This window comes from Hydrogenophaga sp. ZJX-1 (genome assembly GCF_048590325.1).
GTDB lineage: Bacteria > Pseudomonadota > Gammaproteobacteria > Burkholderiales > Burkholderiaceae_C > Hydrogenophaga.
Genome location: NZ_JBMBRA010000010.1, coordinates 42597 through 68542 on the forward strand (window position 1 = coordinate 42597; position 25946 = coordinate 68542).

Sequence of the window (25946 nt, forward strand, 5' to 3'; positions counted from 1 at the left end):
CTTGGCGGCCCGGCACCGGATCGCTTTGCCCCTCGAAGGCCCGCTCACGCGGGCCTTTTTCATTCCTGCCACCCGATAATCTGCGCATGATCAAGCTCATCGCCGGCCTGGGCAATCCGGGTCCTGAATACGAACACACACGCCACAACGCCGGTTTCTGGTGGGTGGATGAAGCGGCGCGCCTGCTCAAGGTGTCGCTGCAGATGGAGCGCAGCCACTTCGGCCTGGTCGCGCGCACCTCCGTGGGCGGGCAAAGCGTCTGGCTGGTCGAGCCGCAGACCTTCATGAACCTCTCGGGCAAATCGGTGGGCTCGCTGGCGCGGTTTTTCAAGATCGCGCCGGAAGAAGTGCTCGTGGTGCACGACGAGCTCGACCTGCCACCCGGCGAAGTGAAGCTCAAAAAAGGGGGCGGGCACGCCGGCCACAACGGTCTACGCGACATCCACGCCCAGCTGGGCAGCGCCGACTACTGGCGGCTGCGCGTCGGCATCGGGCACCCGGGCAACAAAAATGAAGTGGCGAACTGGGTGCTGAAAAAACCGTCGCCGGACGACCGAATCGCCATCGCCCAGGCGCTGGACCGCAGCCTCAAGGCACTGCCCCAGCTGATCGCCGGCGAAATGGACAAAGCGACAGCGCTGATCCACACCAGCAAGCCCCCGCGCCCGAAACCGCCGCGCCCTGCCCCAGCCGCAGATCAGGCAGAAGGCCCACCCTCGGCCGACAAGGGCTGACCCGCTTTCTGCAGGCGCTGGTATTTTTGCCAGAGCGTTTCGTGGCTCTCGATGTGTTCCGGGTTCACCGGGATGCAGCTGACGGGACACACCTGCATGCACTGGGGCTCGTCAAAATGCCCCACGCACTCGGTGCATTTGGCGGGGTCGATCTCATAGATCTCCTCGCCCATGTAGATCGCCTGGTTCGGGCATTCGGGTTCGCAGACATCGCAATTGATGCAATCGGCGGTGATCATCAGGGCCATGATTCGTGCTCCCGATCAGACCTGCAAGGGCCGCGGCGCCAGGCGCTGCGCCACCGCCGGGCTCACCATCTGCGACACATCGCCACCGAGGGTGGAGATCTCGCGCACCAGCGTGCTGGAGATGCACTGCAACTCCGCCTGCGGCAGCAGGAACACCGTCTCCACGGCCGGGTTGAGCTTGCGGTTCATCGCCGCCATCTGGGCCTCGTAGTCGAAGTCGGTCAGGTTGCGCACACCACGCACCACGGCACAAGCGCCCTGCTGGCGACAGAAATCCATGATCAGACCTTCGAACGGCAACACGCGGATGTGGCCGCCCGCGCTGGCCATCGCTTCGGCGGCCATGTCCATTCGCTCCCGCAGGCTGAAGCGGGTCTTCTTGTGGTGCGCCACCGCCACGGCGATGATCACTTCGTCGAACAGCAACGCAGTGCGGCGGGCCACGTCTTCGTGACCAAGGGTCAGCGGATCGAAGGTGCCGCTGTAGACCGCGATGCGGGGGTTTCTGGCGGTCGGGGATGGCTCGGAATTCATCCCGGAATTATGCGCGAGGGGTCTGGCCGCCGTGGGACCGCCGGCGAAAGTCACTGAGGCGGCAGGGGGCGCACCAGATGGTAGGCCACGACACCGGCCTTGCCCTGGCGGTGCAGCTGCAGGCCCAGTTGCGCGAGCTCGTCGTCGCTCCAGACGCGCGGCGCCTCCAGGTAGATCAGGCCATCGTCGCGCAGGCACTGCCGTGCGGCCTGCAGCGCAGCGGTGAACAACGCGTCGTTGCCCTCCTCACCAAAGGGTGGATCGAGAAACACCAGATCCAGTCCCTGGCCACGGCGCTGCTGCAGGGCCGTCACGCCATCGCCCCGCTCCACGCGCACGGCATCGGCCTTCAGCTTGGTCTTGAGGGCGCTCAGGGTCTTGATCAGGTGCGCGTCCTGCTCGACCAGCACCACTTCAGTTGCACCACGGGATGCCGCCTCCAGCCCCAGGGCGCCGGTGCCGGCAAAGGCGTCCAGGCAACGCCAGCCGCTCAGGTCCTGGCCCAGCCAGTTGAACAGGGTTTCGCGCACACGAACGGGCGTGGGCCGCAGCCCCGGCCGGTCGGCCACCGGCAGCGGCGTGCGCTTCCACAGGCCACCGATGATGCGGACTTCGTGTGGCGCGTTGACAGTGGGACGTGGTGCGGGCTTTTTCATGCACCGAGCTTACCAAGCCGGCGACGGTGGCTCGACGATGCCATATTGAAGCCGAGGGAGCAACGACGAAGGGGAAGCTAAACGCTCGGCGTGAGCGATCCATCTCCGGCGAGAAATGTCCAACCCAGGATGCGGCGGAACCGGCTTTGCCGGGCCGCACCGCATCGCCCCCTTGAGGGGGTCGCGCGCAGCGCGGCGGGGGTGGGTCATTGTCCAGCTCCGACCACCACCGTCACCATGCGATCGGGCTGCAGCACACGCGCAAAGGCACGGCGGATGTCGGCCACGCTGACGCGCTGCACCTGGTCGGTCCAGGTGTCGAGGTAATCCAGCGGCAGCCCGTTCCACGCAATGTTGGACACGTTGTCGAGCAGTTTGCGGTTGCTGTCGATGCGCAACGCAAAACCGTTGATCAGGTAGTCCTTGGCGGCCTGCAGCTCGGCCTCGGTCGGCCCCTGCTCCACGAACTGGCGCACGACATCCCGCGCCACACCAATGGCCTGATCGGCCTGATCGGGCCGGGTGGTCAAGCCCAGCTGGAAGGCACCCGCGTGCAGCCCGGGCGCGAAGTAGCTGTAGACGCTGTAACTCAAGCCCCGCTTTTCGCGCACCTCGGTGGTCAGGCGGGAAACAAAGCCGCCTCCGCCCAGGATGTAGTTGCCCACAAACAGCGGGAAAAAGTCGGGGTCGTTGCGCGGAACGCCCGGCTGCCCGATCAGCACCTGGGCCTGGGCCGCCGCAAACGGCAGGCGCAGCGTCTGCTCGCGGGTCAGCGCCTGCACCTCGGGCACCGGCGGCAATGCCGCACACCCGTGCGGTTGCACCGCGGTCATGAGCTGCCCGACGATGGTTTCGGCCCCGGCGCGGTCGATGGCGCCCACCAGCGTCACCTGCGCCCGGCAGGTCGCCACGTGGCGCCGGTAAAACGCGCGCATGTCGGCCACGCCGATGGCGGTCAGCGTCCTGGCATCGGGTTCGAAACCGTAAGGATGGGCGCCGAACACCGCGCGGGAAAAGGCGCGCCCGGCGTGGGTGCCCGGGCGGTTCTCGGCCTCCTTGAGTGCCGCGATGGACCGCTCGCGGTCGCGCTGCCAGACCTTCTCGGGCCAGGCCGGCGCGGCCAGCTGGCGCGCCGCCAGCGCCACCGCGCGCGACAGCAGGTCGGGCTCGGTGAGCGAGCGCAAGGACAGACTGAAGCGGTCGCTGCTGGCCTGCGCGCTGAACTGGGCACCCAGGTCGGCCCAGGCCTCGCCCAGCCGGTTTTCATCGAGCGCCGGCTGTCCATCTTGCGCCCGCACGCCAGCCAGCAACAGCCCCGCCGTGGCGCTGGCCAGGCCGGCCTGGCGGGCAGGATCGCGGCGACTGCCGCCGTCAAAATTCAGCTGCACATCGAGCATCGGGATCGACGGGCTGGCCACGAGGTAGATCCGCGCGCCACTGGCGTGCGTCCAGTGCTCCACCGGAATCGCGGCGCGTGCGCCTGTGAACACCCCCAGCCACACGAGCAGCAGCGGCAACCATCGGGTGCGGTTCAGGAATCGGGAGAGAGTCGACATGCGTGGCGATCGTTCGGGTGAAGCAGTTTCAGGGGGACGACTCAATGACGCGAGAGCACGGGTCGCGGCGCAGCAGCTTGTGCCGCCTCGCGGCGCGAGGGATCGGGCACCAGCACCGCGGTGGTGAGCTGCTCGTCGCTGAAATAGCGCCTGGCCACCGCCTGCACCTGCGCCGCCGACACCTGGCGCAAACGGCTCATGAGGCGCTCGCCGGTGTCCACGTCCATGCCCTGAACCCAGTAGCTGCCCAGCTCCTGCGCCTGGTTGAACACCGAGTCGAGTTTGTAGATTTCGCCAGCCATCCACTGCGTCTTGACGCGCTGCAGCTCGGCCTCGCTGATGCCTTCCCGCGCGATGCGGGCCACCTCGGTCCTGAGCGCGGCCGCGGCCGCGTCCGTAGACACCCCCTGGGCTGGCACGGCGACCAGCATGAACTGCTGCGGACCGCGGCCCATCAGGCCATACGAAGCACTCGCGCTGTCGGCGATGCGCTTGCCGCCGCTGCCCATGCCCTGCACCAGCGAGCGCTCCAGACGGGCACCGCTGTAGCCATCGAGCACGGCCGAGAGCACGGTCAGCGCCAGCGCGTCCTGGCTGGCGGCATCCTCACCACCGCTCCAGCGCGGCACTTTGAAGGTCAGCGCCACCATGGCCTGGTCGGCCGCGGCCCGGTAGTCCAGTCGCCGCGGCCCGGCCTGCGCGGGCTCCTCGCGTGGCTTGCGCGGCGGCACCGCGCGCGCCGGGATGCGGCCGTAGATGCGTTCGGCCATCGCATGCACCTGAAGCGCGTCCACATCGCCGGCGATCACCACGGCCGCGTTCGCCGGCGTGTACCAGCGCTGGTAGAAGTCGCGCACGTCCTGCGGCGTCATGGCCTCCAGATCACTCATCCAGCCGACCACAGGCCTGCGGTACGGGCTGGCCAGGAACACCATGGCGTTGAGCGCTTCGAACATGCGGGCACGCGGCGACTCTTCGGTGCGCTGGCGGCGCTCTTCCTTGATGACCTCGATCTCGCGAACGAACTCGTCGTCGGCCCACTGGTTGCGGGCAAAGCGGTCGGCCTCGAGCTGCATCATGGCCTCCAGCCGGCTGGCGGGCACCTGCTGGTGGTAGGCCGTGGCGTCGCGGTTGGTGAAGGCGTTTTCACGCCCGCCCAGTGCCGCCACGCGGCGCGAAAACTCGCCCGGCTTCATGTCGGGCGTGCCCTTGAACATCATGTGTTCCAGTGCATGCGCCACACCGCTGGTGCCGTCTACCTCGTCCATGGCACCCACACGTACCCAGAGCATGTGGGCCACCGTGGGCGCGCGCCGGTCGGGTTTGACGATCAGCGTCATGCCATTGGTGAGCGTGAAACGCTGCGCCTTGGATTCAGCAGGAAGGGAGATGGCGCCTGTCCAGCCCACCGAACCGGCCAATGCCAGCATGACCAGAGCACGGACCCAGAGAGAGTGAAAGCTGCGTTTCATAGAATGGTGAAGATACAAGAGATTCCCAAATGTTCTCGTTCTTCCGAAAAAAGCCCCCCACCCCTCCCGAACCCGCTCCCGCACCCGCTGCTCCGGCGCCCGTCACCGCCGCCGCACCGGTTGCAGCGCCAGCGCCCACCCCGGTGGTCGTGGTGCCGGCCCCGGAGACGGCCCCGGCAGCGGAGCCCCGCAAGGGCTGGCTCGACAAGCTCAAGGCCGGTCTGCGCAAGACCGGTTCGAGCATCGCCACGGTCTTCACCGGCACGCAGATCGACGATGCGCTCTACGAAGAGCTGGAAACCGCGCTGCTGATGGCCGACACCGGCGTCAAGGCCACCGAGCACCTGCTGGCCGACCTGAAGCGGCGCGTCAAGGACAACAAGACCACCGACCCGGCCGCCGTGAAAGGCCTGCTGGCCGAGGCGATCACCGACCTGCTCACGCCGCTGCAGAAGCGGCTGGTGATCGGCGAGCACAAGCCCACGGTGATCATGGTCGCGGGCGTCAACGGTGCGGGCAAGACCACCTCCATTGGCAAGCTCACACGCCACCTGGCCAACGAGGGCGCCACGGTGCTGCTGGCCGCGGCCGACACCTTCCGCGCCGCGGCGCGCGAGCAGCTCGCCGTCTGGGCGGACCGCAACACGGTGGAGATCATCACGCAGGAGGGCGGCGACCCGGCCGCGGTGAGCTTTGACGCCGTGAGCGCCGGCAAGGCGCGCGGCAGGGACGTGGTGCTGGTGGACACGGCCGGCCGCCTGCCCACGCAGCTGCACCTGATGGAAGAACTCAAGAAGATCAGGCGCGTGGTGCAGAAGGCCGACGCCACCGCGCCGCACGAGGTGCTGCTGGTGATCGACGGCAACACCGGGCAGAACGCGCTGATGCAGGTGAAGGCGTTCGACGATGCGCTGGGTCTGACCGGCCTGGTGATCACCAAGCTCGACGGCACGGCCAAGGGCGGCGTGATCTGCGCGATCGCGCGCGAGAAGCCGGTGCCGATCTATTTCATCGGCGTCGGTGAAAAGCTGGAAGACCTGGAAACCTTCGACGCGAAAGAGTTCGCGCAGGCGCTGCTGAACTGAAGGGTGTGGCCCCAGCGTGGGCTGATCCGGCTTGGGGCAGCCCGGCGCCGGATCGCTTTTCCTCCCTATTCGTCGTCGCCGTAGTTGCGCCACTGCTTCATGGCGTTGCGCATGGTCAGCACCTGCCGCTCGAAGCGCGGGCAGGCCTGGCACATGGCCAGGTGCAGGCGCAAGGCCAGCCGCTCGCTCAGGGGCAGTTCACGGTCCTCGCGCGCGATCAGCAATGCGGACACTTCCTTGCAGGTGCGGCGGAACGGGTAGGCGGCTTTCATGGCATCGGGGCTTGGGCAAACCAGTTGAGGTCCAGGCATTCGCGCAGGCGAAGGCGGGCACGGTGCAGCTGGACGTAGAGGTTGGTCGGTGTCAGCGCCAGTTCCTTACAGATCTCCTCGCTGGAGAGCTCCAGCCACTCGCGCATCAGGAACAGGCGGCCCTGCACCGGGGGCAGCTTGTCGGTGCAGGCTTCGAGAATGGCAAAAAACTGGCGGCTATTCAGGTCCTGCTCGGGGTTGCCCCAGTCGGCAGGCTTCTCGGCGAAGTGGCCGTCGGCCTTGAACGCCATGTGCTCCAGCGGATCGGCGCTGTCGTTGTCCGAGCCGCTGTCCAGCATCACCTCGCGCTGGCGCTGGCGCATCGAGTCGATGATCTTGTGCTTGAGGATGCCGACCAGCCAGGTCTTGAACTGCGAGCGGGCCTCGAAGGCCTGCGGCTTGGCCAGCGCTGCCAGGATGGTTTCCGAGACGGCGTCCTCGGCCCAGGCGTCGTTGCGCAGCTGCAGGCGCGCGAAGCGCATCAGGTAGCTGCGCTGCTCGACCAGTTGCTGCTCGAAGTCGGTGGGAGTCTGGGGTGGCATGTGATGGTGTGGGTTGGTCGCCAGTGTAAGGAGTGGTGCCACACGTCGACCAACGGGTTCTCACCGGAGAAACCCGAGGTCACTGGTTAACATCCCACCGGCCACCCGCCCACGACGCCCTCCCGCCAGACGACCAACCCATGCACACCGCCCCCCTGCTGTACAGCGCCCGCACACCGGCAGCACCGATGGAGGCATTGCCCGATGCTGGATAAGGCCGTCCAGCAGGCCTTGCGCCCGCTCATGACACACGCCGCGCGCGGGCTGGTGCGCCTGGGCATCGGCGCCGACGCGATCACGTTCACCGGCTTCGCCCTCGGCATGGCGGCGGCCGCGGCGATCGGATTCCAGCACTTCCTGCCGGGCCTGGCGCTGCTGTTGCTCTCGCGCCTGATGGACGGCCTCGACGGCGCCGTCGCCCGCGCCACCCGGCCCACCGACCGCGGCGGTTTTCTTGACATCACGCTCGATTTTCTGTTCTACGCCGCCATCCCGCTGGCCTTTGCCATCGCGGACCCGGCCGCCAACGCCCTGCCCGCCGCGGTGCTGCTGGCGGCCTTCATCGGCACCGGCAGCAGCTTCCTGGCCTTCGCCATCGTGGCGGAGAAGCGGCGGCTGCAATCGGTCGCCTTCCCGGACAAGAGCTTCTACTTTCTCGGTGGCCTGACCGAAGCCACCGAAACCATCGCCGCCTTTGCCGCCATGTGCCTGTGGCCCGGCCACTTCGCACTCATCGCCTACGGCTTTGCCGCGCTGTGCGCGATCACCATCGCGCTGCGCATCGTCTGGGGCTGGCAGCGGTTTCGTTGAGCGGTCAAACCAGCCCGGTCACCGGGATGCAGGCGCCATGGATCGCGCGCGCCGCGTCGGAAGCCAGGAACTGCATCACGTCGGCCAGCGCCTCCGGCGCCACCCATTGCGAAGGGTCGGCGTCGGGCATGGCGGCGCGGTTTTCGGGGGTGTCGATGATCGAGGGCATCACGCAGTTGACGTTGATGCCCTGCGCCTTGAGTTCCGCCGACATGGACTCGGTCAGGCGCATCAGGGCACTCTTGGACGCCGCATAGGCCCCCATGTGCGCACCGCCTCTCAGCGCGCCCATGGCGCCGACCGTGACGATCTGGCCGCCTCCGCCCGCCACCATGCGCGGCACCACGCTGGCCGCGATGGGCATCAGGGCGCGCACGTTCAGGTCGAGCAGGAAGTCCAGCGTCTGCGCGGTAGTGTCGTGCACGGCCTCGCCCATGCGGAAGCCGCCCGCCAGGTGGCACAACACGTGCACACCGCCGAAGCACTTGGCGGCATGGGCCACCGCCTGCTCCACCTGGGCAGCGTCGAGCAGGTCGAGCTCGGTGCAGCTCAGCACTTCGGTGTCCGGTCCGTACACGCGCCGCAGCGCCTCGCCGTTGCGGTCGAGCAGCACCAGGTGGTCACCGCGCGCCGCAAAGGCGCGGGCCACGGCCTGCCCGAGGTTGCCGGCTGCGCCGGTGATGAGAACGGTTCGTGCCTTCGGGTTCATGGGGTTCCTCCTGTGCGCCGGGCGCGGTGGTAGCTGCCGTCACCGCGGCTGAACACCTGGTCGGTGGGCAACACGTCGCCGGGCTGCAGCTCGGGCGCCTGCGCAGCGCTTTCGTACAGCGGCGCGAAGTCGATGCGCGTGAATTCGAGCAGTTCGTCGAGGTCGCGGATCACGAAATAGCTCTCCTGGAAATCGTCGATGCGGTAGTTCGTGCGCATCACGCGCTCCAGCCCGAAGCGTATGCGGTTGGGCGAGGGGCTGTCCAGACAAAACTGCGACTCGGTGTAGGACGAGGCGATGCCCGAGCCGTAGAGCCGCAGGCCATCGCCTTGTTGCAGCAGGCCGAACTCCACCGTGTACCAATAGACGCGCGCCAGCTGCGCGAGTTTGCCCAGTTGCTGCGCGCGCAGGCCGCCCTGGCCATAGGCCTGGATGAAGTCGGCGATGGCCGGGTTCATCAGCATGGGCACGTGGCCGAACACGTCGTGGAACACGTCGGGCTCTTCGAGGTAGTCCAGCTCGTGCGGCTGGCGGATGAAGTTGCCGGCCGGGAAGCGGCGGTTGGCCAGGTGGTCAAAGAACACGTCGTCGGGCACCAGGCCGGGCACGGCCACCACCTGCCAGCCGGTGCGCGGCATCAGCACCTCGCTCAGGCGGCGGAAATCGGGGATTTCGTCGGCGCCGATGGGCAGGTCGCGCATGCCCTGCACGAACTCGTCGCAGGCGCGACCGGGCAGCAGCTTCGTCTGGCGCTCGAACAGTGTCTTCCAGGTGGCGTGGTCGGCAGCGGTGTAGTGCTCCCAGCCTTGTGAGATGGTCCAGTCCGGGCGCTCGGGCAGGCAGGCGTCGCCGGCGGCCAGGCCGTGTTTGGCGGGAGTGAGGATCGTGTCCATGTTCAGGCCGCTCCGCGCCCGATCCGGGCAAACAGGGTGTCGGCGTGGGTGGCCCAGTCGATGTCGCGCGTGGACAGGCCGCCTGCATCGTGCGTGGTCAGCGTGACTTCGACGCGGTTGTAGACGTTGAACCACTCGGGGTGGTGGTTCATTTTTTCCGAGGCGATGGCCATCTGGGTCATGAAACCGAAGGCCTGCGGAAAATCGGGGAAACGGAAGGTGCGCCGGATCGCGCCGCCCTCACGGTTCACCGTCCACTCGGGCAAGCCGGCCATCAGCTCGCGGGTCGTCTGCTCATCCAGGGGGGTCATGACATGTCTCCTTCGTTGTGGTTTGCCCTGTGCAACGAGGCACAGGGAGTCGGCTGTGCAGTTTGCGCCGCATGACAGACAATTTGCTCTCCTATCGCCCGCCAGTCAGACCCCTTTTGAAGAAACCCTTTCATGAACACCGACATGAACGAAGATTCCTTGCATCCGTCGTCGCTGGACCGTCTGGACCGCCGCATCCTGGCGGCCCTGCAGATCAACGGGCGCATCAGCAACCAGGAGCTCGCCCAGACGGTGCACCTTTCGCCGGCGCAGAGCAACCGGCGCCACAGGCGGCTCGAAGAAGCGGGTTACATCCAGCGCTACGAGGCGCGGCTCGACGCGCACCGGCTCGGCCTGGGCGTGACGGCGTTCGTGCACGTGTCGATGGAGCGTGGGCAGCACAAGGAGGTGCTGAAGTTCCAGCGCACCGTGGGCAAGATGCCCGAGGTGCTGGAGTGTTACGCCGTGACCGGCGATTTCGACTACGTCTGCAAGATCGTCGCGCGCGACCTCAAGGGCCTGTCGGACTTTCTGCTTGGCACGCTGGCGCAGCTGCCGGGCGTGAGCGGTGTGCGCTCCAGCATCTGCCTGAACGAGCTCAAGTGCACCAGCGCGCTGCCGCTGGATTGAGATGGCGCCCGAAGATCAGATGGCGCCGAGCGGTGGCAGCACGGTGGCCGTGCACTCGCCAAAGCCGATGCCTTGAAACCCGGCGCGCGCGCAGCGGCCGCGCAGGGTGATGCTGTCGCCGTCTTCGAGGAAGGTGCGCCGCTCGCCGTTGCCCAGGGTGATGGCCTGCTTGCCGCCCACCGTGAGTTCGAGCAGCGAGCCGGCCTGCCCGGGCTTCGGGCCGGAAAGCGTGCCCGAGCCGAACAGGTCGCCCGCCGAAAGCGCGCAGCCGTTGACCGTGTGGTGGGCCACCAGCTGGGCCAGCGACCAGTAGGCGGCCTGCGCGGCGTTGGAGCGGCTGATGATCTCGGGGGCAAGGCCCTCGGCGCGCATGCGCGCGGTCTGCAGCAGCACATCGAGATCGATGTCGAACGCACCGGCGCTCTGGCTGGCGTCGGCTTTGAGGTAGGGCAGCGGCGCCGGATCGCCCGCGGGCCGCTGCAGGGCCTGGCGAAACGGTGCCAGCGCGTCCAGCGTCACCATCCAGGGCGAGAGCGTGCTGGCGAAGTTCTTCGACAGGAAGGGGCCGAGCGGCTGGTATTCCCAGGCCTGGAAGTCGCGCGCGCTCCAGTCGTTGAACAGGGTCACACCGAACACATGGTCTTCCGCCTCGGCCAGCGGGATCGGGTGGCCCATGGCGTTGGGCCGACCGATCACGTAGCCGAGCTCCAGCTCCAGGTCCAGCCGCTTGGTCGGGGCGAGCATGGGCGCGTCGGTATCGAAGGCTTTTATCTGCCCGAGCGGGCGGTGAAAGGTGTGCCCGCTGGGCTGGATGGTGGAGGCGCGGCCGTGGTAACCAATGGGCACCCACTTGTAGTTGGGCAGCAGCGGGTTGTCGGGCCGGAACAGCTTGCCCACCGCCGTGGCGTGGTGGATGCCGACGTAGAAATCGGTGTAGTCGCGAATATCGCAGGGCAGGCCCAGTTCCACGGCGCCCTGCGCGTGCAGGTACCGCGACCACCGGTCCTGCTGCGGGCTGCCGGTGGCCAGACCGGCGCTGATCTGCGCGCGCAGTTCGCGCCGGGCCTCGGGCTTGAGCCGGATCAGGCGGTTCATGTCGCTGAAGTTGATCAGACCGGCCACCCGCAGGTCCAGCACCTGGTCGCCGATGGCCACGCCGATGCGCCACTCGGGATCGTCCCCGACCTTGAAGCGGCCGAACGGCAGGTTCTGGATCGGGAAGTCGCTCGCGGGCTCGTTGGCCGATTCGACCCAGCTGCGCAAGGCCGGGTCGTGGGTGTGATCGATGGCGGTCATGGCGGTGTCCCCGTCAGTCCAGCGCCTTGAATTCCCGGTCGTGCATCCAGGCGGCGTGTTTGGGTGCGCGCCTGGTCTGCGCCCACTCGTTGAGCATGTCCCACTTCACCTCATCAAGGTCCTTGTGCATGCGCGGCGTGCCCACGTCGGCGCACAACTCCAGCCGATGCCCGTTGGGGTCGAAGAAGTAGATGCTCTTGAAGATGGTGTGGTCGGTCGGCCCCAGCACCTCGATGCCCGCGGCCTGCAGCCGCTCTTTGGTGGCTTCGAGCATCTCCAGGCTGCCGATCTTGAAGGCGATGTGCTGCACCCACTCGGGCGTGTTGGCATCGCGACCCATCGCCGGCGCGTTGGGCAGCTCGAAGAAGGCCAGCACATTGCCCTGACCGGCATCGAGGAACACGTGCATGTAAGGGTCGGGCGCTTTGGTGGACGGCACATGGTCTTCGGCGATGGCCAGCACGAAATTCATGTTGAGGTTCTTGACGTACCACTCGACGGTTTCCTTGGCGTCCTTGCAGCGGTAGGCCACGTGGTGGATGCGGTCGATTTTCAAAGTGCTCATGGTCGGTCTCCGGTGGATTCGATTTGTGGGGCGCTGCGGCCTCTGGTCGATCATCTTTTCATGGAATCCGTCCCACCACCCCATGCGGCCTTTGTAGACGTTGTGCACCATGGGGTCAATCCGGCCTTGCCTTAAACTCCCTGCGAGTTCCCACAGACGGCCCCGTCCTGCGGCGGGAAGGGGGCTCCTGTACGGAGGCATTGCGTATGGACACCAAGCTGGAGAAGAAGAGATGAAGGGTGTGATGGGTTTCCTTGAAAAAGCGGGACTGGTTCGCATGGAGGTGCCGCCCGAAGACGCCGCGCCCGCGCCGCCTCCGGTCACCGAAACCACCGCCACCCTGCCGCCCGCCACCGCGCCCGTCCCGGCCGGCGCCCCCCTGAAACTCGACGAGATCTACGCCCAGGCGGGCGTGCCGGCGTCGCTCTACCCCGCCGAGCGCCTGCTGCGCCTGATCGAGGGCCTGAGTGCGATGGACCCCGGCACCCGCTTGATGGCCATCCAGGCCATGGACGCGGCCGACGAGTCCTGGACCATCGCCGACCCGCTGGCCGACGCACAGGCCAAGGCCCAGGCGCTGTCCATGCACGCCGAACTGCTGCAGCTGAACCTGCAGGCGCTGGAACGCGACACGCTGGCACGGATCGAGACCATGACCGCCCGGCGCGACAAGGTGGTGGACGATATCCGCCGGCAGATGTCCGAACTTGACGCCCTGATGAACCGCGAGGTGTCGCGCGCCGCCCAGGACATCGCCGGCCAGGAAGCCCAGCTCCAGGCCGCGCGCGAACACACCGCCGTCCAGCTGGCCAGCCTGTCGCAGCTCGGCCAGCAGCTGCAGAACCTGTCGGCGCAGTTCGGTGCGCCCGCCACCACCCCCAAGGAATGACCCCATGGCCAGCCTGACTCCCCTCTCCAAAGGCCTGATTGCTCTGGCCGTGGTCGGTGCCATGGCCTCGGCCGTCTGGCACCTGGTGCTCAAGGAACGCTTTGGCGCAGCCCCGACCTCGTCGACCGCACCCAGCACCAGCCCGGACACGCCCACCTCCAGCGTCATCTCGACGCCACCGAGCACACCGCCGGCCGCGAGCGAACCGGTCGCCAGCGAACCCGTCGTCGCGACCGGCGGCAGCGACCTGTCCGCGGCCGAACACGCCGAACTCGGCCGCCAGCTGCTGGAAAGCGGCGACTTCGCCCAGGCGCGAGCCCACCTGCTGCTGGCCGTGCAAGGTGGCAACGCCGGCGCGGCCTGCCACCTCGGCGAGATGACGCTCAAGGGCCAGGGCGGCATTCCCGCCGACCAGGACGCCGCCGCCAAACTCTTCCAGCTGGCCCAGTCCCGCAACACCATCTGTTTCGCGCCCGGCCAGTGAGCCCGCACCCACCCGCTTTCCAAGGACACCCCATGCAACTCCGCCACATCGCCCTGGCCGCCGCCCTGATCAGCGGCATCTGGATCACCGGAACCGCCCAGGCCCAGGGCTTCGTTTTCGGCACCGCCGAGCCCAAGGCCCCGGCTGCCGCGCCGGCCGGCGCGCGCAACGCCAAGGTCGAGTCGGCGCAGCGCCTGCTGGCCCGCCTGGGCCTGCTGCGCGAAACGCCCTCGGGCACGCTGACCCCGGCCACGCTGGACGCCATGCGCGCCTTCGCCGCCCGCACAGGAACCGCGCCCGCCAGCGAGGTCAACGACGCGCTGCTCAACGCGATCCGCCGGCACATCTGGACCAGCCAGAACTGGTCCAGCGGCAATTACAAGGGCAAAGAGAAGATCGTGGACGCCCAGGGCCTGCGCGAGGCGCAAATCCTGCTGGGCAAGCTGGGCTTCAGCGCCGGGCCGCTGGACGGCACCTTCGGCCCCCAGACGCAGGTGGCGACCGAAGCCTTCCAGGAATCGCAGGGCGTGAGCGTCGACGGCCTGATCACCTCGACCGTGCTGATGAACCTGCGCCGCGCGGTGAACGGCGCTGGCGTCGGCGCCAAGGAAACGGTGCGGGTGCTCAACTGGCCCGACTACATCGAACCCAGCGTGCTGCAGGACTTCGAGAAGGAATACAACATCCGGGTGATCTACGACATCTTCGCGGACAACGACGACCTGCAGGCCCGCCTGGGCGCGGCCGGCACGCCCTACGACGTGGTGTTCCCCACGGCCAACGCCGTGCCCGGCATGGCGGCCAAGGGCCTGCTCGGCAAACTCGACAAAGCCAGCCTCAAGAACCTGAGCAACATCGACCCGCGCGTGGACGCGACCCTGCGTGCCTGGGACAAGGACGGCGCCTACAGCCTGCCCTACATGTGGTACACGGTCGGCATCGCCTGGAACCCCAAGCTCACCAGCAAGGCCTTCCCGGGCCACAGCGTGGACACGCTGGCCACCGTGTTCGATCCGGCCATCGCGAAGCGCTTCCAGTCCTGCGGCATCGGCGTGGTCGATTCGGCGTCCGACGTGATCCCGCTGGCCGCCATGGCCGGTGGCCAGACCAAGTGGGCCGGCCGGTCCTCGATCGCGGCCGCCGAGAAGGTGATGGCGGGCATCGCCGGCACGGTCAAGGTCATTCCCACCGACCAGTTCATCGACTCGCTGGCCAACGGCAAGCTCTGCGTCGCCATCGGCTTCTCGGGCGACGCGGTGCAAGCGCAGGGCAAGTCGCGCGGTGCGGTCGAATACCGGGTGCCGGCCGACGGCGGCCTGCTCGCCATCGACGCCATGGCCGTGCCGGCCAATGCAAAAAACAAGCGCGGTGCGCACCAGTTCATCGACTACCTGATGCGGCCCCAGGTGATCGCCAAGGTGTCCAACACCGTGGGCTACGCCAACGCCAACCTGAAGGCCGGCGAGTTCATGAGCGCGAGCGTGAAGTCCAACCCGGCCGTGGTGCCCAGCACCACCTCGCTGAGCCGCTCGTCGCCGATCCCCGTGCTGTCCGAACAGGACGAGCAGGAGATCACCCGCATCTGGTCGCGCTTCACCAAGTGACCGCAGTCCCATCCCCTTGAACCCCAAGCCCTCCTACCTGGGCGCGTTCCTGCGCCACCCGGTCAACCGCACCGCCCTGCTCGCGGCTGGTGTGGTGGCCATCTTCGCGTCCATCCCCATGGGGCTGGCCGGGCTGGCGCTGGTCGGCACGCTGGCCGTGGGCACCGAAATCCTGGCGGCGCTGATGGTGCCGAGCCTGCCGTCGTTCAAGGCCTGGGTCGACCGCGAGGCGCACCACCAGGGTCTGAGCCAGCGCCGCAAGCTGCTGATCGACGAACTGAGCGCACGCGGCGAGTCCGGCGCACTGTCCACCTACCAGCACATGTGGGAACGCGTGCAGGCGCTCTACGAAACGGCGGGTGACCGGCAGACCACGCTGACCCGGCAGGATGTGGAAAAGCTGGAAGCCCTCACCGTCGACTACCTCGGTCTCTGCTCGGTCAATGCCTCACTGCGCCGGCGCAAGGAGCAGATCAGCGAAGACCAGGTGAACCGCCGCATCGCCAGCGTCGAGGCGCAGCTGCGCAACCCCGCGCTGGGCGACGAAGAGGCGCGGCAGCTGCGCGCCACGCTCGCCGAATACGCCGAGGTGCTGAACCGCGCGCGCCGCCTCGCGGTGCGTCGCAGCGCGCTCGAAGCCACGCTGCTGGCCATGCCCGACAAGATGGAAGAGGTGTACCAGCTGGTGATCACCTCGCCCTATGCCACCGACATGGGCAGCAAGCTAGAAGACTCGCTGTCCCGCCTGCGCATCGCCGAGGAGGTGGCCGCCGAATTCGACGACGCCGATCTCGCCGCCTTCGGCAACAATGCCCCACGCGTCAGCGCCGCCGGCAGCGCAGCGAACGCGGCCGCCCGCCAGGCCTCGCAACGCCAAAAGACCTGACCCCCAACCCACCGCATTCAACCAGGAGTCCCCCATGGCCAACAACGCAATCTTCGCCCGCCTCGCCAACCTCTGGACCGGCTTCATCTCCCTGTGGGTCTCGGACATCGAGAAGGAGCACCCCGAGATCGCCTACCAGAACGCGATCGCCTCGATGATCCAGAAGTACACCCAGCTCAAGGCGGCCACCGGCGCCATCATCGCGCGCCGCCAGGACATCACCTCGCGACTGGAAGCGCACGAGCGCGAACTCGCTGCCGTGACCACCGACCTCGAAGCCGCCCTGGCCACCAACCAGGACGACCTCGCCGTGGTGCTGATCCAGAAGAAGAACACGCTGGACGCGGCCCTCACCGAGCTGCGCGCCGATGCGGCCCAGGCCACCGCCGACGCCGACAACGCCAAAGACTCGCTGATCCAGGTGAAGTCCGAGATCGACAAGCTCAAGGCCGAGAAAGAGCGCATGCTGGCCCAGATGCACAGCGCGCAGGCCCGCATCAAGATCCAGGGCCAGCTCGACGGCCTCTCGGTCGACGCCGAGGTGCAGGCGCTGGGCGCCGTGCGCGAGCACATCAAAGGTCAGGTGGCTCAGGCCAGCCTGGGCGCCGAGCTGCAGAATTCCGACCTCGACGTGCGGCTCAACAAGCTGCGCCAGAGCAGCGGCAGCGTCACGGCCAAGGCCCAGCTCGAAGCCATGAAGCAGGCCCGCGCCGCCGCGCAGGCCGCCCCGACCAAGACCCTCTGAGCGGTCCCCCGCATGAACGCACCCGCATCCCCCCGCCACGACCTGCCGCGCTGGGCCGAGGTCCTGCGGCAGAAGTACCTGGCGGGCGAGGCGTCCACCTTCGTGCTCTACCGCAACGTCTTCGACAACGTCCTGGTCGGCGACAAGCTGCACAACCTCGGCGCCTTCCTGGTCGAAGAGCTGTTCAAGGACACCAAGCAACACGTGTGCGAGGTGAGCCTGGAGCGTGGCATCCGGGTGCTCTCGGGGACGAGCGAAGACAAGCAGCGCGCGCTGCTGCGCCAACATGAAGAAGGCACCGAGCCCGACCTGCTGGCCTCGCTGCACGCGCTGGAGCAGCGCATGCGCGCGCAACCGTCCACCGCCGTCATCGTGCCCTACGCCGACGCGCTGCTGCCCGCCGGCGACCCGAGCTTCATGGCGCAGACCGACCGCCAGACCTACCTGGTGTTTCACCGCTGGTCGCTCGACCAGACGCTGACCCAGGGCGACAACATCGTCGTGCTGATCACCGAGTCGCTCAACGCGATCAACCCGGGCCTGCTCTCCAACCCCAAGGTAGCGGCCATCGAAATCCCGATGCCCGACCTGCCGCTGCGCAAGAAGGTGATCGGCTTTTTCGCGCCCAAGCTCACCGCGCACCAGGTCGAGCTGTTCTCCGAGCGCACCAGCGGCCTGCGCACCGTGCAGCTCGCGAACATCCTGGCCGGCTCCAAGGGCCACGGCCTGAGTGAGGCCGAGCGCCGCGCCCTGATCGGCCAGTTGCTGGAAGGGACGCCCGACGCAACGGCCCGCGCCGACACCCTGGCCACCATCACCGCCGGCATGACGCCCGCCGAGATCACGCGGCTGATCGAGCCCGGCAAGACCCTGCCCACCGGCGACGCCGACCAGGAAGTGCTGAAGGTCATCCACGCGCGCAAGCGCGAGATGATCGAGAAGGAATGCGCGGGCCTGATCGAGTTCATCGAGCCCAAACACGGCCTCTCGTCGGTCGGTGGCCACGAGCACATCAAGCACGAGCTGATGGCCATCGCGCAGAACCTCAAGGCCGGCGAAACCACGCTGACCCCCATGGGCCTGCTCGCGGTTGGTCCCATGGGATCGGGCAAGACCTTCGTCATCAAGGCCTTCCTCAAAGAGGCCGGCCTCTCGGCCGTGGCGCTGAAGAATTTCCGATCCAAGTGGGTCGGCTCCACCGAGGCCAACCTGGAGCGCGTGCTCGCCACCGTCAAGGCCATGGGCCCCATCGCCGTGATCATCGACGAAGGCGACCGCAGCTTCGGTTCGGGCGGCGGCGAAGACAGCGACGGCGGCACCAGCTCGCGCGTGATCGCGCGGCTCAAGGAATTCATGGCCGAGCCCGAGAACCGCGGCCAGGTGCTGTTCGTCATGATGACCAACCGCCCCGACAAGCTCGACACCGACATCAAGCGCCCCGGCCGGCTCGACCGCAAGATCCCGTTCTTCTACTGCGACACCGCGGCAGAGCGCGTGCAGGTGCTGCAGGCCGTGCTCTCGCGCTACGAAGAGCCTTGCGTGGCGAGCATGGAAGAGCTGCTGACCCTGTGCGACACCCTGACCGGCTACTCCAACGCCGACCTCGAAGCGCTCTCGCTGCTGGCCGTGGAGCTGGCGCGCAACCAGGCCACGCCGCTGAACGCCGACGCGCTCACCCAGGCGGCGGCCGATTTCATGCCGCCGCAGGAGCGCGACATGATCGAGTTCATGGAGCTGCTCGCGGTGTCCGAAACCTCGCGCCGCTCGATGCTGCCCAAGCGTTTCCGCGACATGGCCATCGCCGACATCCAGAGCAACCTGATCGCCGCCAAACGGCGCGCCCTCACCCGCTGATCCACCCCACACAAGGAGCCATCCATGCAAGCGATCCAAGACCAGAACCTGAGCGCCACCCAGGTCATCCAGCTGACCCAGGCCATGTTGTCGGTGGCCCTGGTGGACGGCATGCACCCCGCCGAAGCGGCCCTGATCGGCCAGTTCTACGAAAGCTCGCGTTCGCCCGACATGCCCACCACGTCGGCGATGCTGTCGGGCACCCACGCCTTCGACGCCCAGGCCCTGGCTGGTTGCCCGGCGGACGTGGCCGACACCGTGGTGCTGATGTGCCTCATGACCGGCCACGCCGACGGCCGCCTGAGCGACGGAGAGCGCGCGCTGGTGCAATCGTTCGCCACCGCCCTGAATGTGGACACCGCTCGCTTTGACGCCCTGCTGGGCCAGGTGCGCGACGAACTCATTGGCGCCATCTCGCACCTGCCCGACGCCGGATCGGTCGCCAACGTGGTGCGCGAACTGGGCGCTGGCGGCTGAGGAAAACCGGTCGGATGTCGGGCGCCTCAGGTCGCCCGCATCACATGCGCCGGATGCCCATCCGGCGCAGCACCGCCTTCTCGATCTCCACCACCACGAACTTCGCGCTCGCCAGCGCGGTGATCAGCAGCCACGACCAGGCATCGAGCGGCGCGGTGCCGAACAGCGCCTGCATCGGCGGCGCGTAGGTGAACAGCGCCTGCAACCCCAGCGTGATCACGCAGGCCCAGACCGCGATGCGGTTGCCCGCCAGGGTCTCCCAGCGGAAGGCGCTGGCGGTGAAGTGGCGCACGTTGAAGAGGTAAAAGATTTCGCTCATCACCAGCATGTTGACCACCGCGGTGCGCGCCACTTCGATGGAGTGGCCACGCGAAAGCTCCCAGCCGTAGACCACGAAGGTGGCCGCCACCATCAGCACCGTGATGTAGGCGATGCGCAGGAACAGCAGCCGCGTGATCAGCGGTTCGCCGGCCGGGCGCGGCGGACGCCGCATCACGCCGTCTTCGGCGGGTTCGAAGGCCAGCGCCATGTCCAGCGTGATGCTGGTGACCATGTTGACCCAGAGGATCTGCCCGGCCGTGACCGGCAGCGCCAGGCCCGCGAACACCGCGATCAGGATCAGGCCGGCCTCGCCGCCGTTGGTGGGCAGGATGAACAGCAACGACTTCTTGATGTTGTCGAACACGCGGCGGCCTTCGCGCACCGCGTGGGCGATGGTGGCGAAGTTGTCGTCGGTGAGCACCAGGTCGGCCGCCTCGCGCGCCGCGTCCGTCCCCCGCTGGCCCATGGCCACGCCGATGTCGGCGGCCTTGAGTGCGGGCGCGTCGTTGACGCCGTCGCCCGTCATCGCCACCAGCTGGCCGCCCGCCTGGAGATGGGCCACCAGGCGCAATTTGTGTTCGGGGCTGGCGCGGGCGATCACGTCGGTCTGCGTCAGGCGCGCTCCCAGGGCCCCGTCGTCCAGCGTGTCGATCTCGGCGCCGGTGATCGGGTTGCCGTCACGCAAGCCCAGGCTGGCACCGATGGCGGCGGCCGTGGTGGCGTGGTCGCCGGTGATCATGAGCACGCGCACGCCGGCCCGCTGGCACTCGGCCACCGCGGCCACCGCCTCGGGGCGCGGCGGGTCCATCAGCCCCACCAGGCCGAGCAGGGTGAAGCGCGGCGTGATGTGTTCCAGCGTGAGTTCGCTGGTGCCCGCGGGCAGCTCGCACTCGGCCAGGGCCAGCACACGCTGGCCCTGGCTGGCGGCCCCGTCCATGCGCGCCTGCCAGGCCGCGGCGTCCAGCGGCAAGCCGGCCGCGTCGCGCACGCACAGGCCCAGCACGCGCTCGGGCCCGCCCTTGAGCAGGGCGAACACGCGACCCCGGTGATCGTGGTGCAGCGTGGCCATGTAGCGGTTTTCCGACTCGAACGGCAGGCTGTCGGTGCGCGGTGTGCGCGCGGTTTCTTCGGCCAGGTCGAGCCCGGCCTTGAGCGCCAGCGTGAGCAGCGCGCCCTCGGTCGGGTCGCCGGCCAGCGTCCAGCGGCCCGCCGCGTCGCGGTGCAGCTGCGCGTCGTTGCACAGCAGGGCGCAGCGCGCCAGTCCCAGCAGCTCCGTGTGGCGATCGGTCGCCACGGGTCGGCCATCCGCATGGAAACCGCCCTCGGGCGCGTAGCCCGCACCACTCACGGTCAGGCTGTCGCCCGGCAGCATCACGCCCACCGCGGTCATCTCGTTCTTCGTCAGCGTGCCGGTCTTGTCGGTGCAGATCACGCCCACCGAGCCCAGCGTTTCCACCGCGGGCAGACGGCGCACGATGGCGCGCTGCCCGGCCATGGCGGCGGTGCCGATGGCCAGCGTGATGGTGACGATGGCGGGCAGGCCTTCGGGGATCGCGGCCACGGCCAGGCCCACCACTGCGAGGAAGATGTCGAGCGCCGGCAGGCCGCCGACCCGGCTGCCCCACAGGAAGGTCGCCACGCTGACCAGCAGGATGAAGAAGGTGATCTGGCGCGCGAACTGGTCGAGCCGTCGCGTCAGCGGCGTGGCCAGGGTCTGCAATTCCGAGACCATGCGCCCGATGCGGCCGATCTCGGTGTGCGCCGCGGTGGCCACCACCAGGCCCGTGCCCTGCCCCACCGCCGCCACAGTGCCGGCGTAGGCCATGCCGGTGCGCTCGGCCAGCGGCGCGAGCGGGGCCACCGGCGCGCTGTCCTTGTCCACCGGCAGCGACTCGCCGGTGAGCGCAGCCTCATCGATGCGCAGGTTCTTCGTCGCCAGCAGGCGCAGGTCGGCCGGCACGCGCGTGCCCGATTCGATCAGCACCACGTCGCCGGGCACCAGATCACCGGCGTCGACCTCGTGGCGCTCGCCGTCGCGCAGCACCATGGCGCGGCTGGCCAGCATGGCGTGCACGGCTTCGAGCGCGCGTTCGGCCTTGCCCTCCTGGATGAAACCGATCACCGCGTTGATGAGCACCACGCCAAAGATCACGGCGGCGTCGATGACGTCTTCCAGCCAGAGCGTGGTGAAGCCGGCGGCCAGCAACACATAGATCAGCACGTTGTTGAACTGCCCCGCAAAGCGCCGCAGCCAGCCCGGGCGCGCGGCCGCGGTCAGTCGGTTGGGGCCGTGGGTGGCCAGGCGGGCGGCGGCTTCGGCGGGGGTCAGCCCCGTGGCGCTGCTGTCCAGGGTCTGCAGCGCCTGGCTGGCTTCGATCGCGTGCCAACCGGTCGGGGCTGGCGTGTCGGATGCGGGATCGGGGATCTGGCGGGGAGCGTCATGCGGCATGCGCCAACCTTAACCCGAACGGCGTGACAGGCACCGGCGCCGTCAGGCATCCAGCGCGGCCATGGCCGAGGGCGACCATTCGAGCGCGTGGTGGTCAAAGCCCGCGGCCAGGGTGGGCTTGACCACTTCGAAATAGGGCGACACGTCGAAATCGCGTGGCGTGAACAGGCTGTGGTGGCGCACGTGCAGGATCTGGCGCACGCAGTCGTCACAGCTCGGGTCGTCGGTCGCGGTCTCTTCGACGATGGGCAGGATGGGGTAGAGCACCGTCTCGAAAGCCTGCGCGATCAGGGTGGAGCAGATCGCGCGCGTGGGGTCGCCGCTGCCCACGGCCAGCAGGCGGCGGCGCCAGCGCACCGGCACCGGCGGCGTGGGCAACAGGTAGCGCGCGAGGTCCAGGATGTTCTTGAGGTCGTAACGGTGGCCGATGCGCTGCACCGCGAAACGGCAGACCGCCTGGGCCTCGTCGATGCGCAGGCTGGCGGGCCGGCAGATGCGGCAGTGCAGCCCCGCGTAGGTGCTCAGCGGCACGGCACGCACACCCTCACGAATGTCCGCTTCCACCACCATCAGCGGACCGCCCGCGCTGAGTGGCCCGACACAGAGCGCCGCGTGCGACCAGGTGGACTGCGTGAGGTACTTGATCGCGGTGCTCACGCGCGTGGTGCCCTCGACCAGGATCACGTCGGCCGGACGCAGCGCCGCGGCCAGCAGACGCTGGTCGGTCGGAAAACCGATGGACGCCGACCGGCCCGGCTTGGTCAGGTAGCGTGCCAGCGCACGCCCGATGACTTGTCTGATCATGGGGTCCCTCCGGTGTAAGAATGTCGCAGTTTCGGCGACTCAATCCGAACAACTCCAACAAGGAATGGTCGTGAACATCCGGAAAATCTTGCTGCTGCTGGTGGTGCTTCTGGGCATTGTGACCTTCTTCGCCTTCGGTCTGAATCGCTACTTCAGCCTAGCGTTCCTGAAAGAGAGCCAGGCCAGTCTCGCGGCGCTGCGGGAACAACAACCACTGCAGCTCGCCCTGGGCTATTTTCTGGTTTACATCGCGGTCACGGCGCTCTCGCTGCCCGGCGCCACCATCGTCACGCTCGCGGGTGGCGCGATCTTCGGCCTCGGCTGGGGCCTGCTGATCGTGTCGTTCGCGTCCAGCATCGGCGCCACGCTGGCTTTCCTGACCGCACGCTTCCTGCTGCGCGACAGCGTGCAGGCGCGCTTCGGCCAGCGCCTGGCCGAGGTGGACAAGGGCATCCAGAAGGACGGCGCCTTCTACCTGTTCACGCTGCGCCTGATCCCGGTCGTGCCCTTCTTCGTGATCAACCTGCTGATGGGCCTGACGAAGATGAAGGCCTGGACCTTCTACTGGGTCAGCCAGCTCGGCATGCTGGCCGGCACCGCCGTCTACGTGAACGCGGGCACGCAGCTCGGCCGGCTCGACTCGCTCCAGGGCATCCTCAGCCCCGGTCTGCTGGGCAGCTTCGTGCTGCTGGGCCTGTTCCCGCTGATCGCGCGCAAGGTCGTCGAGGCGGTGCAGAAGCGCAAGGTGTATGCGAAGTGGGCCAGCGTGCGTCCGGCGACGTTCGACCGCAACCTGATCGTGATCGGCGCGGGCGCGGGTGGTCTGGTGTCGGCCTACATCGCCGCCGCGGTCAAGGCCAAGGTGACGCTGGTCGAGGCGCACAAGATGGGCGGCGACTGCCTGAACTACGGCTGCGTGCCGAGCAAGGCCCTGATCAAGAGCGCCAAACTCGCGCACCAGATGCGCCACGGCGCGAACTACGGCCTGAGCGACACCACGCCCACGTTCAGCTTCAAAGCCGTGATGCAGCGCATCCACGACGTCATCAAAGCCATCGAGCCGCACGACAGCGTGGCGCGCTACACCGGCCTGGGCGTGGAGGTGCTGCAGGGTTACGCCAGGCTGGTGAACCCATGGACGGTGGAGATCGCGCTGAACGGTGGTGGCACCCAGCGCCTCACCGCGCGCGGCATCGTCATTGCCGCCGGCGCCCGGCCTTTTGTGCCACCGCTGCCGGGGCTCGATGACGTCGGCTACGTGACCAGCGACACGCTGTGGGACGCGTTCGCGAAGCTCGACGAAATGCCGAAGCGCCTGGTGGTGCTGGGCGGCGGGCCCATCGGCTGCGAGCTGGCGCAGGCCTTTGCGCGACTCGGGGCGCAGGTGACGCAGGTCGAGATGGCGCCGCGCATCATGCTGCGCGAAGACGGCGAGGTGAGCGCGCTCGCCCAGGCCGCGCTCGAAGCCGATGGTGTGGCGGTGCTGACCGGCCACAAGGCGCTGCGCTGCGAGCTCGTGGACGGCGAGAAGATCCTGGTGGTTGAGCACGAAGGCGCTGAAAGGCGCATCCCCTTCGACCAGCTCATCTGCGCCGTCGGCCGCGTGGCGCGACTGACCGGCTACGGCCTGGAAGACCTGGGCATCCCGACGAACCGCACGGTCGAGACCAACGAGTACCTGCAGACCATCTACCCCAACATCTACGCCGCCGGCGACGTGGCCGGACCTTACCAGTTCACCCACGTGGCGGCCCACCAGGCCTGGTACGCGGCGGTGAACGCCCTGTTCGGCGACTTCAAGAAATTCAAGGCCGATTACAGCGTGATCCCCTGGGCGACCTTCATCGACCCCGAGGTCGCGCGCGTGGGCCTGAACGAGCAGGATGCGAAGGAAAAGAACATCCCCTACGAGGTCACCAGGTACGGCATCGACGACCTCGACCGCGCGATCGCGGACAGTGAAGCGCACGGCTTCGTGAAGGTGCTGACCGCGCCGGGCAAGGACCGCATCCTGGGCGTGACCCTCGTCGGCACCCACGCCGGCGACCTGCTGGCCGAGTACGTGCTGGCCATGAAACACGGCCTGGGCCTGAACAAGATCCTCGGCACCATCCACACCTACCCCACGCTGGCCGAGGCCAACAAGTACGCGGCCGGTGAATGGAAGCGCGCCCACGCGCCGCAGCGGCTGCTGGCCTGGGTGGCGAAGTTCCACACCTGGCGCCGGGGTTGAACCTTGTGGGCAGATACCGAGTCCACTCCCCATGCACCGCCGCCGCCACTTCATCGCCCTGCTCGCCGCCGCGGCCCTCGCCCCGCTGAGCACCCACGCCCAGACCGCGTTTGACCACAGCCACGCCGCCTGGGACGGGTTGCTCAAGAAACACGTGCGCTGGCTGCCCGACGGCAAGCAGTCGCGCACGAACTACAAGGGCTTCGCCGCCGACCGCGCCGTGCTGAAAGCCGTGCTCGACGGCCTGCGCGCCGTGCCCAGGGCCACGTTTGACGGCTGGAGCCGGCCGCAGCAGATGGCCTTTCTGATCAACGCCTACAACGCCTTCACCGTCGAGCTGATCCTCACCAGATACCCGGACCTCAAGTCCATCAAGGAGCTGGGCTCGTTCATCCAGTCACCGTGGAAAAAGAGGTTCTTCACGCTGCTCGGTGAAGAACGCCACCTCGACTGGATCGAACACGAGCAGCTGCGCCCGCGCTACAACGAGCCGCGCGTGCACGCCGCCGTCAACTGCGCCAGCATCGGCTGCCCGGCGCTGCGCGACGAAGCCTTCACCGCCACCCGGCTCGAAGCCCAGCTCGAAGACGGCATGCGTCGCTTCATGGGCGACCGCACACGCAACCGCATCAAGGGCGACAGGATCGAAGCCAGCAGCATCTTCAAGTGGTTCCGCGAAGACTTCGAGCAAGGCCACGGCGGCTTCAAGCAGGTGGAAGACGTGTTCGCGAAATACGCCGAACAGCTGAGCGACCAGCCCGCCGAGCAGGCTGCGCTGAAGGCGAATACACTGGGCGTGAGCCACCTCGACTACGACTGGTCGCTCAACGACGCGGGGCGCTGAGCGG

At 68.0% G+C, this 25946-nt stretch carries 27 protein-coding genes; 13 read left to right on the forward strand and 14 right to left on the reverse strand.

What is annotated here, in order from left to right:
- Positions 1 to 86 precede the first annotated feature (86 nt).
- Positions 87 to 734: an aminoacyl-tRNA hydrolase gene (pth, locus tag ACN5W5_RS22345; RefSeq protein ID WP_420050637.1), complete on the forward strand. Its 648-nt coding sequence runs from the start codon at positions 87 to 89 to the stop codon at positions 732 to 734.
- Here the strand turns inward: pth and ACN5W5_RS22350 are convergent.
- The 5 genes from ACN5W5_RS22350 to ACN5W5_RS22370 all read right to left on the reverse strand — a co-directional run bounded on the left by ACN5W5_RS22350 (position 698) and on the right by ACN5W5_RS22370 (position 5158).
- Complete coding sequence (locus tag ACN5W5_RS22350) at positions 698 to 982, reverse strand: YfhL family 4Fe-4S dicluster ferredoxin (RefSeq protein ID WP_420050638.1); 285 nt, start codon at positions 980 to 982, stop codon at positions 698 to 700. The two genes, pth and ACN5W5_RS22350, sit on opposite strands and share 37 nt — an antisense overlap.
- Positions 983 to 997: 15 nt before the next feature.
- On the reverse strand, positions 998 to 1516 hold the full coding sequence (gene coaD, locus ACN5W5_RS22355) for a pantetheine-phosphate adenylyltransferase (RefSeq protein WP_420050639.1): 519 nt from the start codon (positions 1514 to 1516) through the stop codon (positions 998 to 1000).
- Positions 1517 to 1566: 50 nt separating this feature from the next.
- A complete protein-coding gene (gene rsmD / locus ACN5W5_RS22360; RefSeq protein WP_420050640.1) occupies positions 1567 to 2172 on the reverse strand; it encodes a 16S rRNA (guanine(966)-N(2))-methyltransferase RsmD in 606 nt (201 codons plus the stop codon).
- A 206-nt stretch (positions 2173 to 2378) separates the two neighbouring features.
- On the reverse strand, positions 2379 to 3728 hold the full coding sequence (locus tag ACN5W5_RS22365; RefSeq protein ID WP_420050641.1) for a M16 family metallopeptidase: 1350 nt from the start codon (positions 3726 to 3728) through the stop codon (positions 2379 to 2381).
- Between the two features lie 41 nt (positions 3729 to 3769).
- Positions 3770 to 5158, reverse strand: coding sequence for a M16 family metallopeptidase (locus ACN5W5_RS22370; protein ID WP_420050642.1), 1389 nt, complete (start codon positions 5156 to 5158; stop codon positions 3770 to 3772).
- Positions 5159 to 5229: 71 nt separating this feature from the next.
- Here ACN5W5_RS22370 and ftsY point away from each other — a divergent pair, with 71 nt between their 5' ends.
- On the forward strand, positions 5230 to 6285 hold the full coding sequence (ftsY, locus tag ACN5W5_RS22375; RefSeq protein WP_420050643.1) for a signal recognition particle-docking protein FtsY: 1056 nt from the start codon (positions 5230 to 5232) through the stop codon (positions 6283 to 6285).
- Between the two features lie 65 nt (positions 6286 to 6350).
- On the opposite strand, the gene ACN5W5_RS22380 is transcribed toward ftsY, so the two are convergent.
- Both ACN5W5_RS22380 and ACN5W5_RS22385 read right to left on the reverse strand, forming a co-directional pair.
- A complete protein-coding gene (locus ACN5W5_RS22380; RefSeq protein ID WP_420050644.1) occupies positions 6351 to 6557 on the reverse strand; it encodes a zf-HC2 domain-containing protein in 207 nt (68 codons plus the stop codon).
- Positions 6554 to 7138, reverse strand: a complete 585-nt coding sequence (locus ACN5W5_RS22385; RefSeq protein WP_420050645.1) for a sigma-70 family RNA polymerase sigma factor — start codon at positions 7136 to 7138, stop codon at positions 6554 to 6556. The genes ACN5W5_RS22380 and ACN5W5_RS22385 overlap by 4 nt, the downstream gene beginning before the upstream one ends.
- Before the next feature lie 204 nt (positions 7139 to 7342).
- Between ACN5W5_RS22385 and ACN5W5_RS22390 the strand changes: the two genes are divergently transcribed.
- Positions 7343 to 7948 (forward strand): CDP-alcohol phosphatidyltransferase family protein, encoded by a 606-nt coding sequence (locus ACN5W5_RS22390; protein WP_420050646.1) that lies wholly within the window; start codon positions 7343 to 7345, stop codon positions 7946 to 7948.
- Between the two features lie 4 nt (positions 7949 to 7952).
- Here ACN5W5_RS22390 and ACN5W5_RS22395 read toward each other — a convergent pair whose 3' ends face one another.
- Genes ACN5W5_RS22395 through ACN5W5_RS22405 form a run of 3 tightly spaced genes read right to left on the reverse strand, consistent with a single transcriptional unit; the run spans position 7953 to position 9861 of the window.
- Positions 7953 to 8657, reverse strand: a complete 705-nt coding sequence (locus tag ACN5W5_RS22395) for an SDR family NAD(P)-dependent oxidoreductase (RefSeq protein WP_420050647.1) — start codon at positions 8655 to 8657, stop codon at positions 7953 to 7955.
- Positions 8654 to 9550 (reverse strand): phenylalanine 4-monooxygenase, encoded by an 897-nt coding sequence (gene phhA, locus ACN5W5_RS22400; protein WP_420050648.1) that lies wholly within the window; start codon positions 9548 to 9550, stop codon positions 8654 to 8656. The genes ACN5W5_RS22395 and phhA overlap by 4 nt, the downstream gene beginning before the upstream one ends.
- Before the next feature lie 2 nt (positions 9551 to 9552).
- The gene (locus ACN5W5_RS22405) at positions 9553 to 9861 is read right to left on the reverse strand and encodes a 4a-hydroxytetrahydrobiopterin dehydratase (RefSeq protein WP_420050649.1); all 309 of its coding nucleotides are present in this window, start codon (positions 9859 to 9861) and stop codon (positions 9553 to 9555) included.
- Between the two features lie 132 nt (positions 9862 to 9993).
- Here ACN5W5_RS22405 and ACN5W5_RS22410 point away from each other — a divergent pair, with 132 nt between their 5' ends.
- A complete protein-coding gene (locus ACN5W5_RS22410) occupies positions 9994 to 10491 on the forward strand; it encodes an Lrp/AsnC family transcriptional regulator (protein ID WP_420050650.1) in 498 nt (165 codons plus the stop codon).
- Between the two features lie 15 nt (positions 10492 to 10506).
- On the opposite strand, the gene fahA is transcribed toward ACN5W5_RS22410, so the two are convergent.
- Both fahA and ACN5W5_RS22420 read right to left on the reverse strand, forming a co-directional pair.
- On the reverse strand, positions 10507 to 11787 hold the full coding sequence (fahA, locus tag ACN5W5_RS22415) for a fumarylacetoacetase (protein WP_420050651.1): 1281 nt from the start codon (positions 11785 to 11787) through the stop codon (positions 10507 to 10509).
- 13 nt (positions 11788 to 11800) lie between these two features.
- Positions 11801 to 12343 carry a VOC family protein gene (locus tag ACN5W5_RS22420; protein WP_420050736.1) on the reverse strand — a complete coding sequence of 181 codons (543 nt, stop codon included), beginning with the start codon at positions 12341 to 12343 and terminating at the stop codon, positions 11801 to 11803.
- 241 nt (positions 12344 to 12584) lie between these two features.
- On the opposite strand from ACN5W5_RS22420, the gene ACN5W5_RS22425 reads away from it, so the two are divergent.
- From ACN5W5_RS22425 to ACN5W5_RS22455, 7 genes are read left to right on the forward strand one after another with little or no spacing between them, the layout of a single operon-like run.
- Positions 12585 to 13241 carry a methyl-accepting chemotaxis protein gene (locus ACN5W5_RS22425; protein ID WP_420050652.1) on the forward strand — a complete coding sequence of 219 codons (657 nt, stop codon included), beginning with the start codon at positions 12585 to 12587 and terminating at the stop codon, positions 13239 to 13241.
- Positions 13242 to 13245: 4 nt separating this feature from the next.
- Positions 13246 to 13725 (forward strand): hypothetical protein, encoded by a 480-nt coding sequence (locus tag ACN5W5_RS22430; protein ID WP_420050653.1) that lies wholly within the window; start codon positions 13246 to 13248, stop codon positions 13723 to 13725.
- Positions 13726 to 13757: 32 nt separating this feature from the next.
- Positions 13758 to 15329: an extracellular solute-binding protein gene (locus tag ACN5W5_RS22435; RefSeq protein WP_420050654.1), complete on the forward strand. Its 1572-nt coding sequence runs from the start codon at positions 13758 to 13760 to the stop codon at positions 15327 to 15329.
- 16 nt (positions 15330 to 15345) lie between these two features.
- On the forward strand, positions 15346 to 16215 hold the full coding sequence (locus ACN5W5_RS22440; protein WP_420050655.1) for a hypothetical protein: 870 nt from the start codon (positions 15346 to 15348) through the stop codon (positions 16213 to 16215).
- Positions 16216 to 16249: 34 nt separating this feature from the next.
- On the forward strand, positions 16250 to 16960 hold the full coding sequence (locus ACN5W5_RS22445) for a PspA/IM30 family protein (RefSeq protein WP_177138783.1): 711 nt from the start codon (positions 16250 to 16252) through the stop codon (positions 16958 to 16960).
- Positions 16961 to 16972: 12 nt separating this feature from the next.
- Positions 16973 to 18814, forward strand: coding sequence for an ATP-binding protein (locus ACN5W5_RS22450; protein WP_420050656.1), 1842 nt, complete (start codon positions 16973 to 16975; stop codon positions 18812 to 18814).
- A 24-nt stretch (positions 18815 to 18838) separates the two neighbouring features.
- Positions 18839 to 19291, forward strand: a complete 453-nt coding sequence (locus tag ACN5W5_RS22455; protein WP_420050657.1) for a hypothetical protein — start codon at positions 18839 to 18841, stop codon at positions 19289 to 19291.
- A gap of 40 nt (positions 19292 to 19331) precedes the next feature.
- On the opposite strand, the gene ACN5W5_RS22460 is transcribed toward ACN5W5_RS22455, so the two are convergent.
- Both ACN5W5_RS22460 and ACN5W5_RS22465 read right to left on the reverse strand, forming a co-directional pair.
- Entirely contained in the window at positions 19332 to 22061 is a 2730-nt protein-coding gene (locus ACN5W5_RS22460) for a cation-translocating P-type ATPase (protein WP_420050658.1), read from the reverse strand.
- Between the two features lie 42 nt (positions 22062 to 22103).
- Positions 22104 to 22865, reverse strand: a complete 762-nt coding sequence (locus ACN5W5_RS22465; protein ID WP_420050659.1) for a YiiX/YebB-like N1pC/P60 family cysteine hydrolase — start codon at positions 22863 to 22865, stop codon at positions 22104 to 22106.
- Between the two features lie 64 nt (positions 22866 to 22929).
- On the opposite strand from ACN5W5_RS22465, the gene ACN5W5_RS22470 reads away from it, so the two are divergent.
- Positions 22930 to 25098 carry an FAD-dependent oxidoreductase gene (locus ACN5W5_RS22470; RefSeq protein ID WP_420050660.1) on the forward strand — a complete coding sequence of 723 codons (2169 nt, stop codon included), beginning with the start codon at positions 22930 to 22932 and terminating at the stop codon, positions 25096 to 25098.
- A gap of 31 nt (positions 25099 to 25129) precedes the next feature.
- Entirely contained in the window at positions 25130 to 25942 is an 813-nt protein-coding gene (locus ACN5W5_RS22475) for a DUF547 domain-containing protein (protein WP_420050661.1), read from the forward strand.
- Positions 25943 to 25946: the final 4 nt, after the last annotated feature.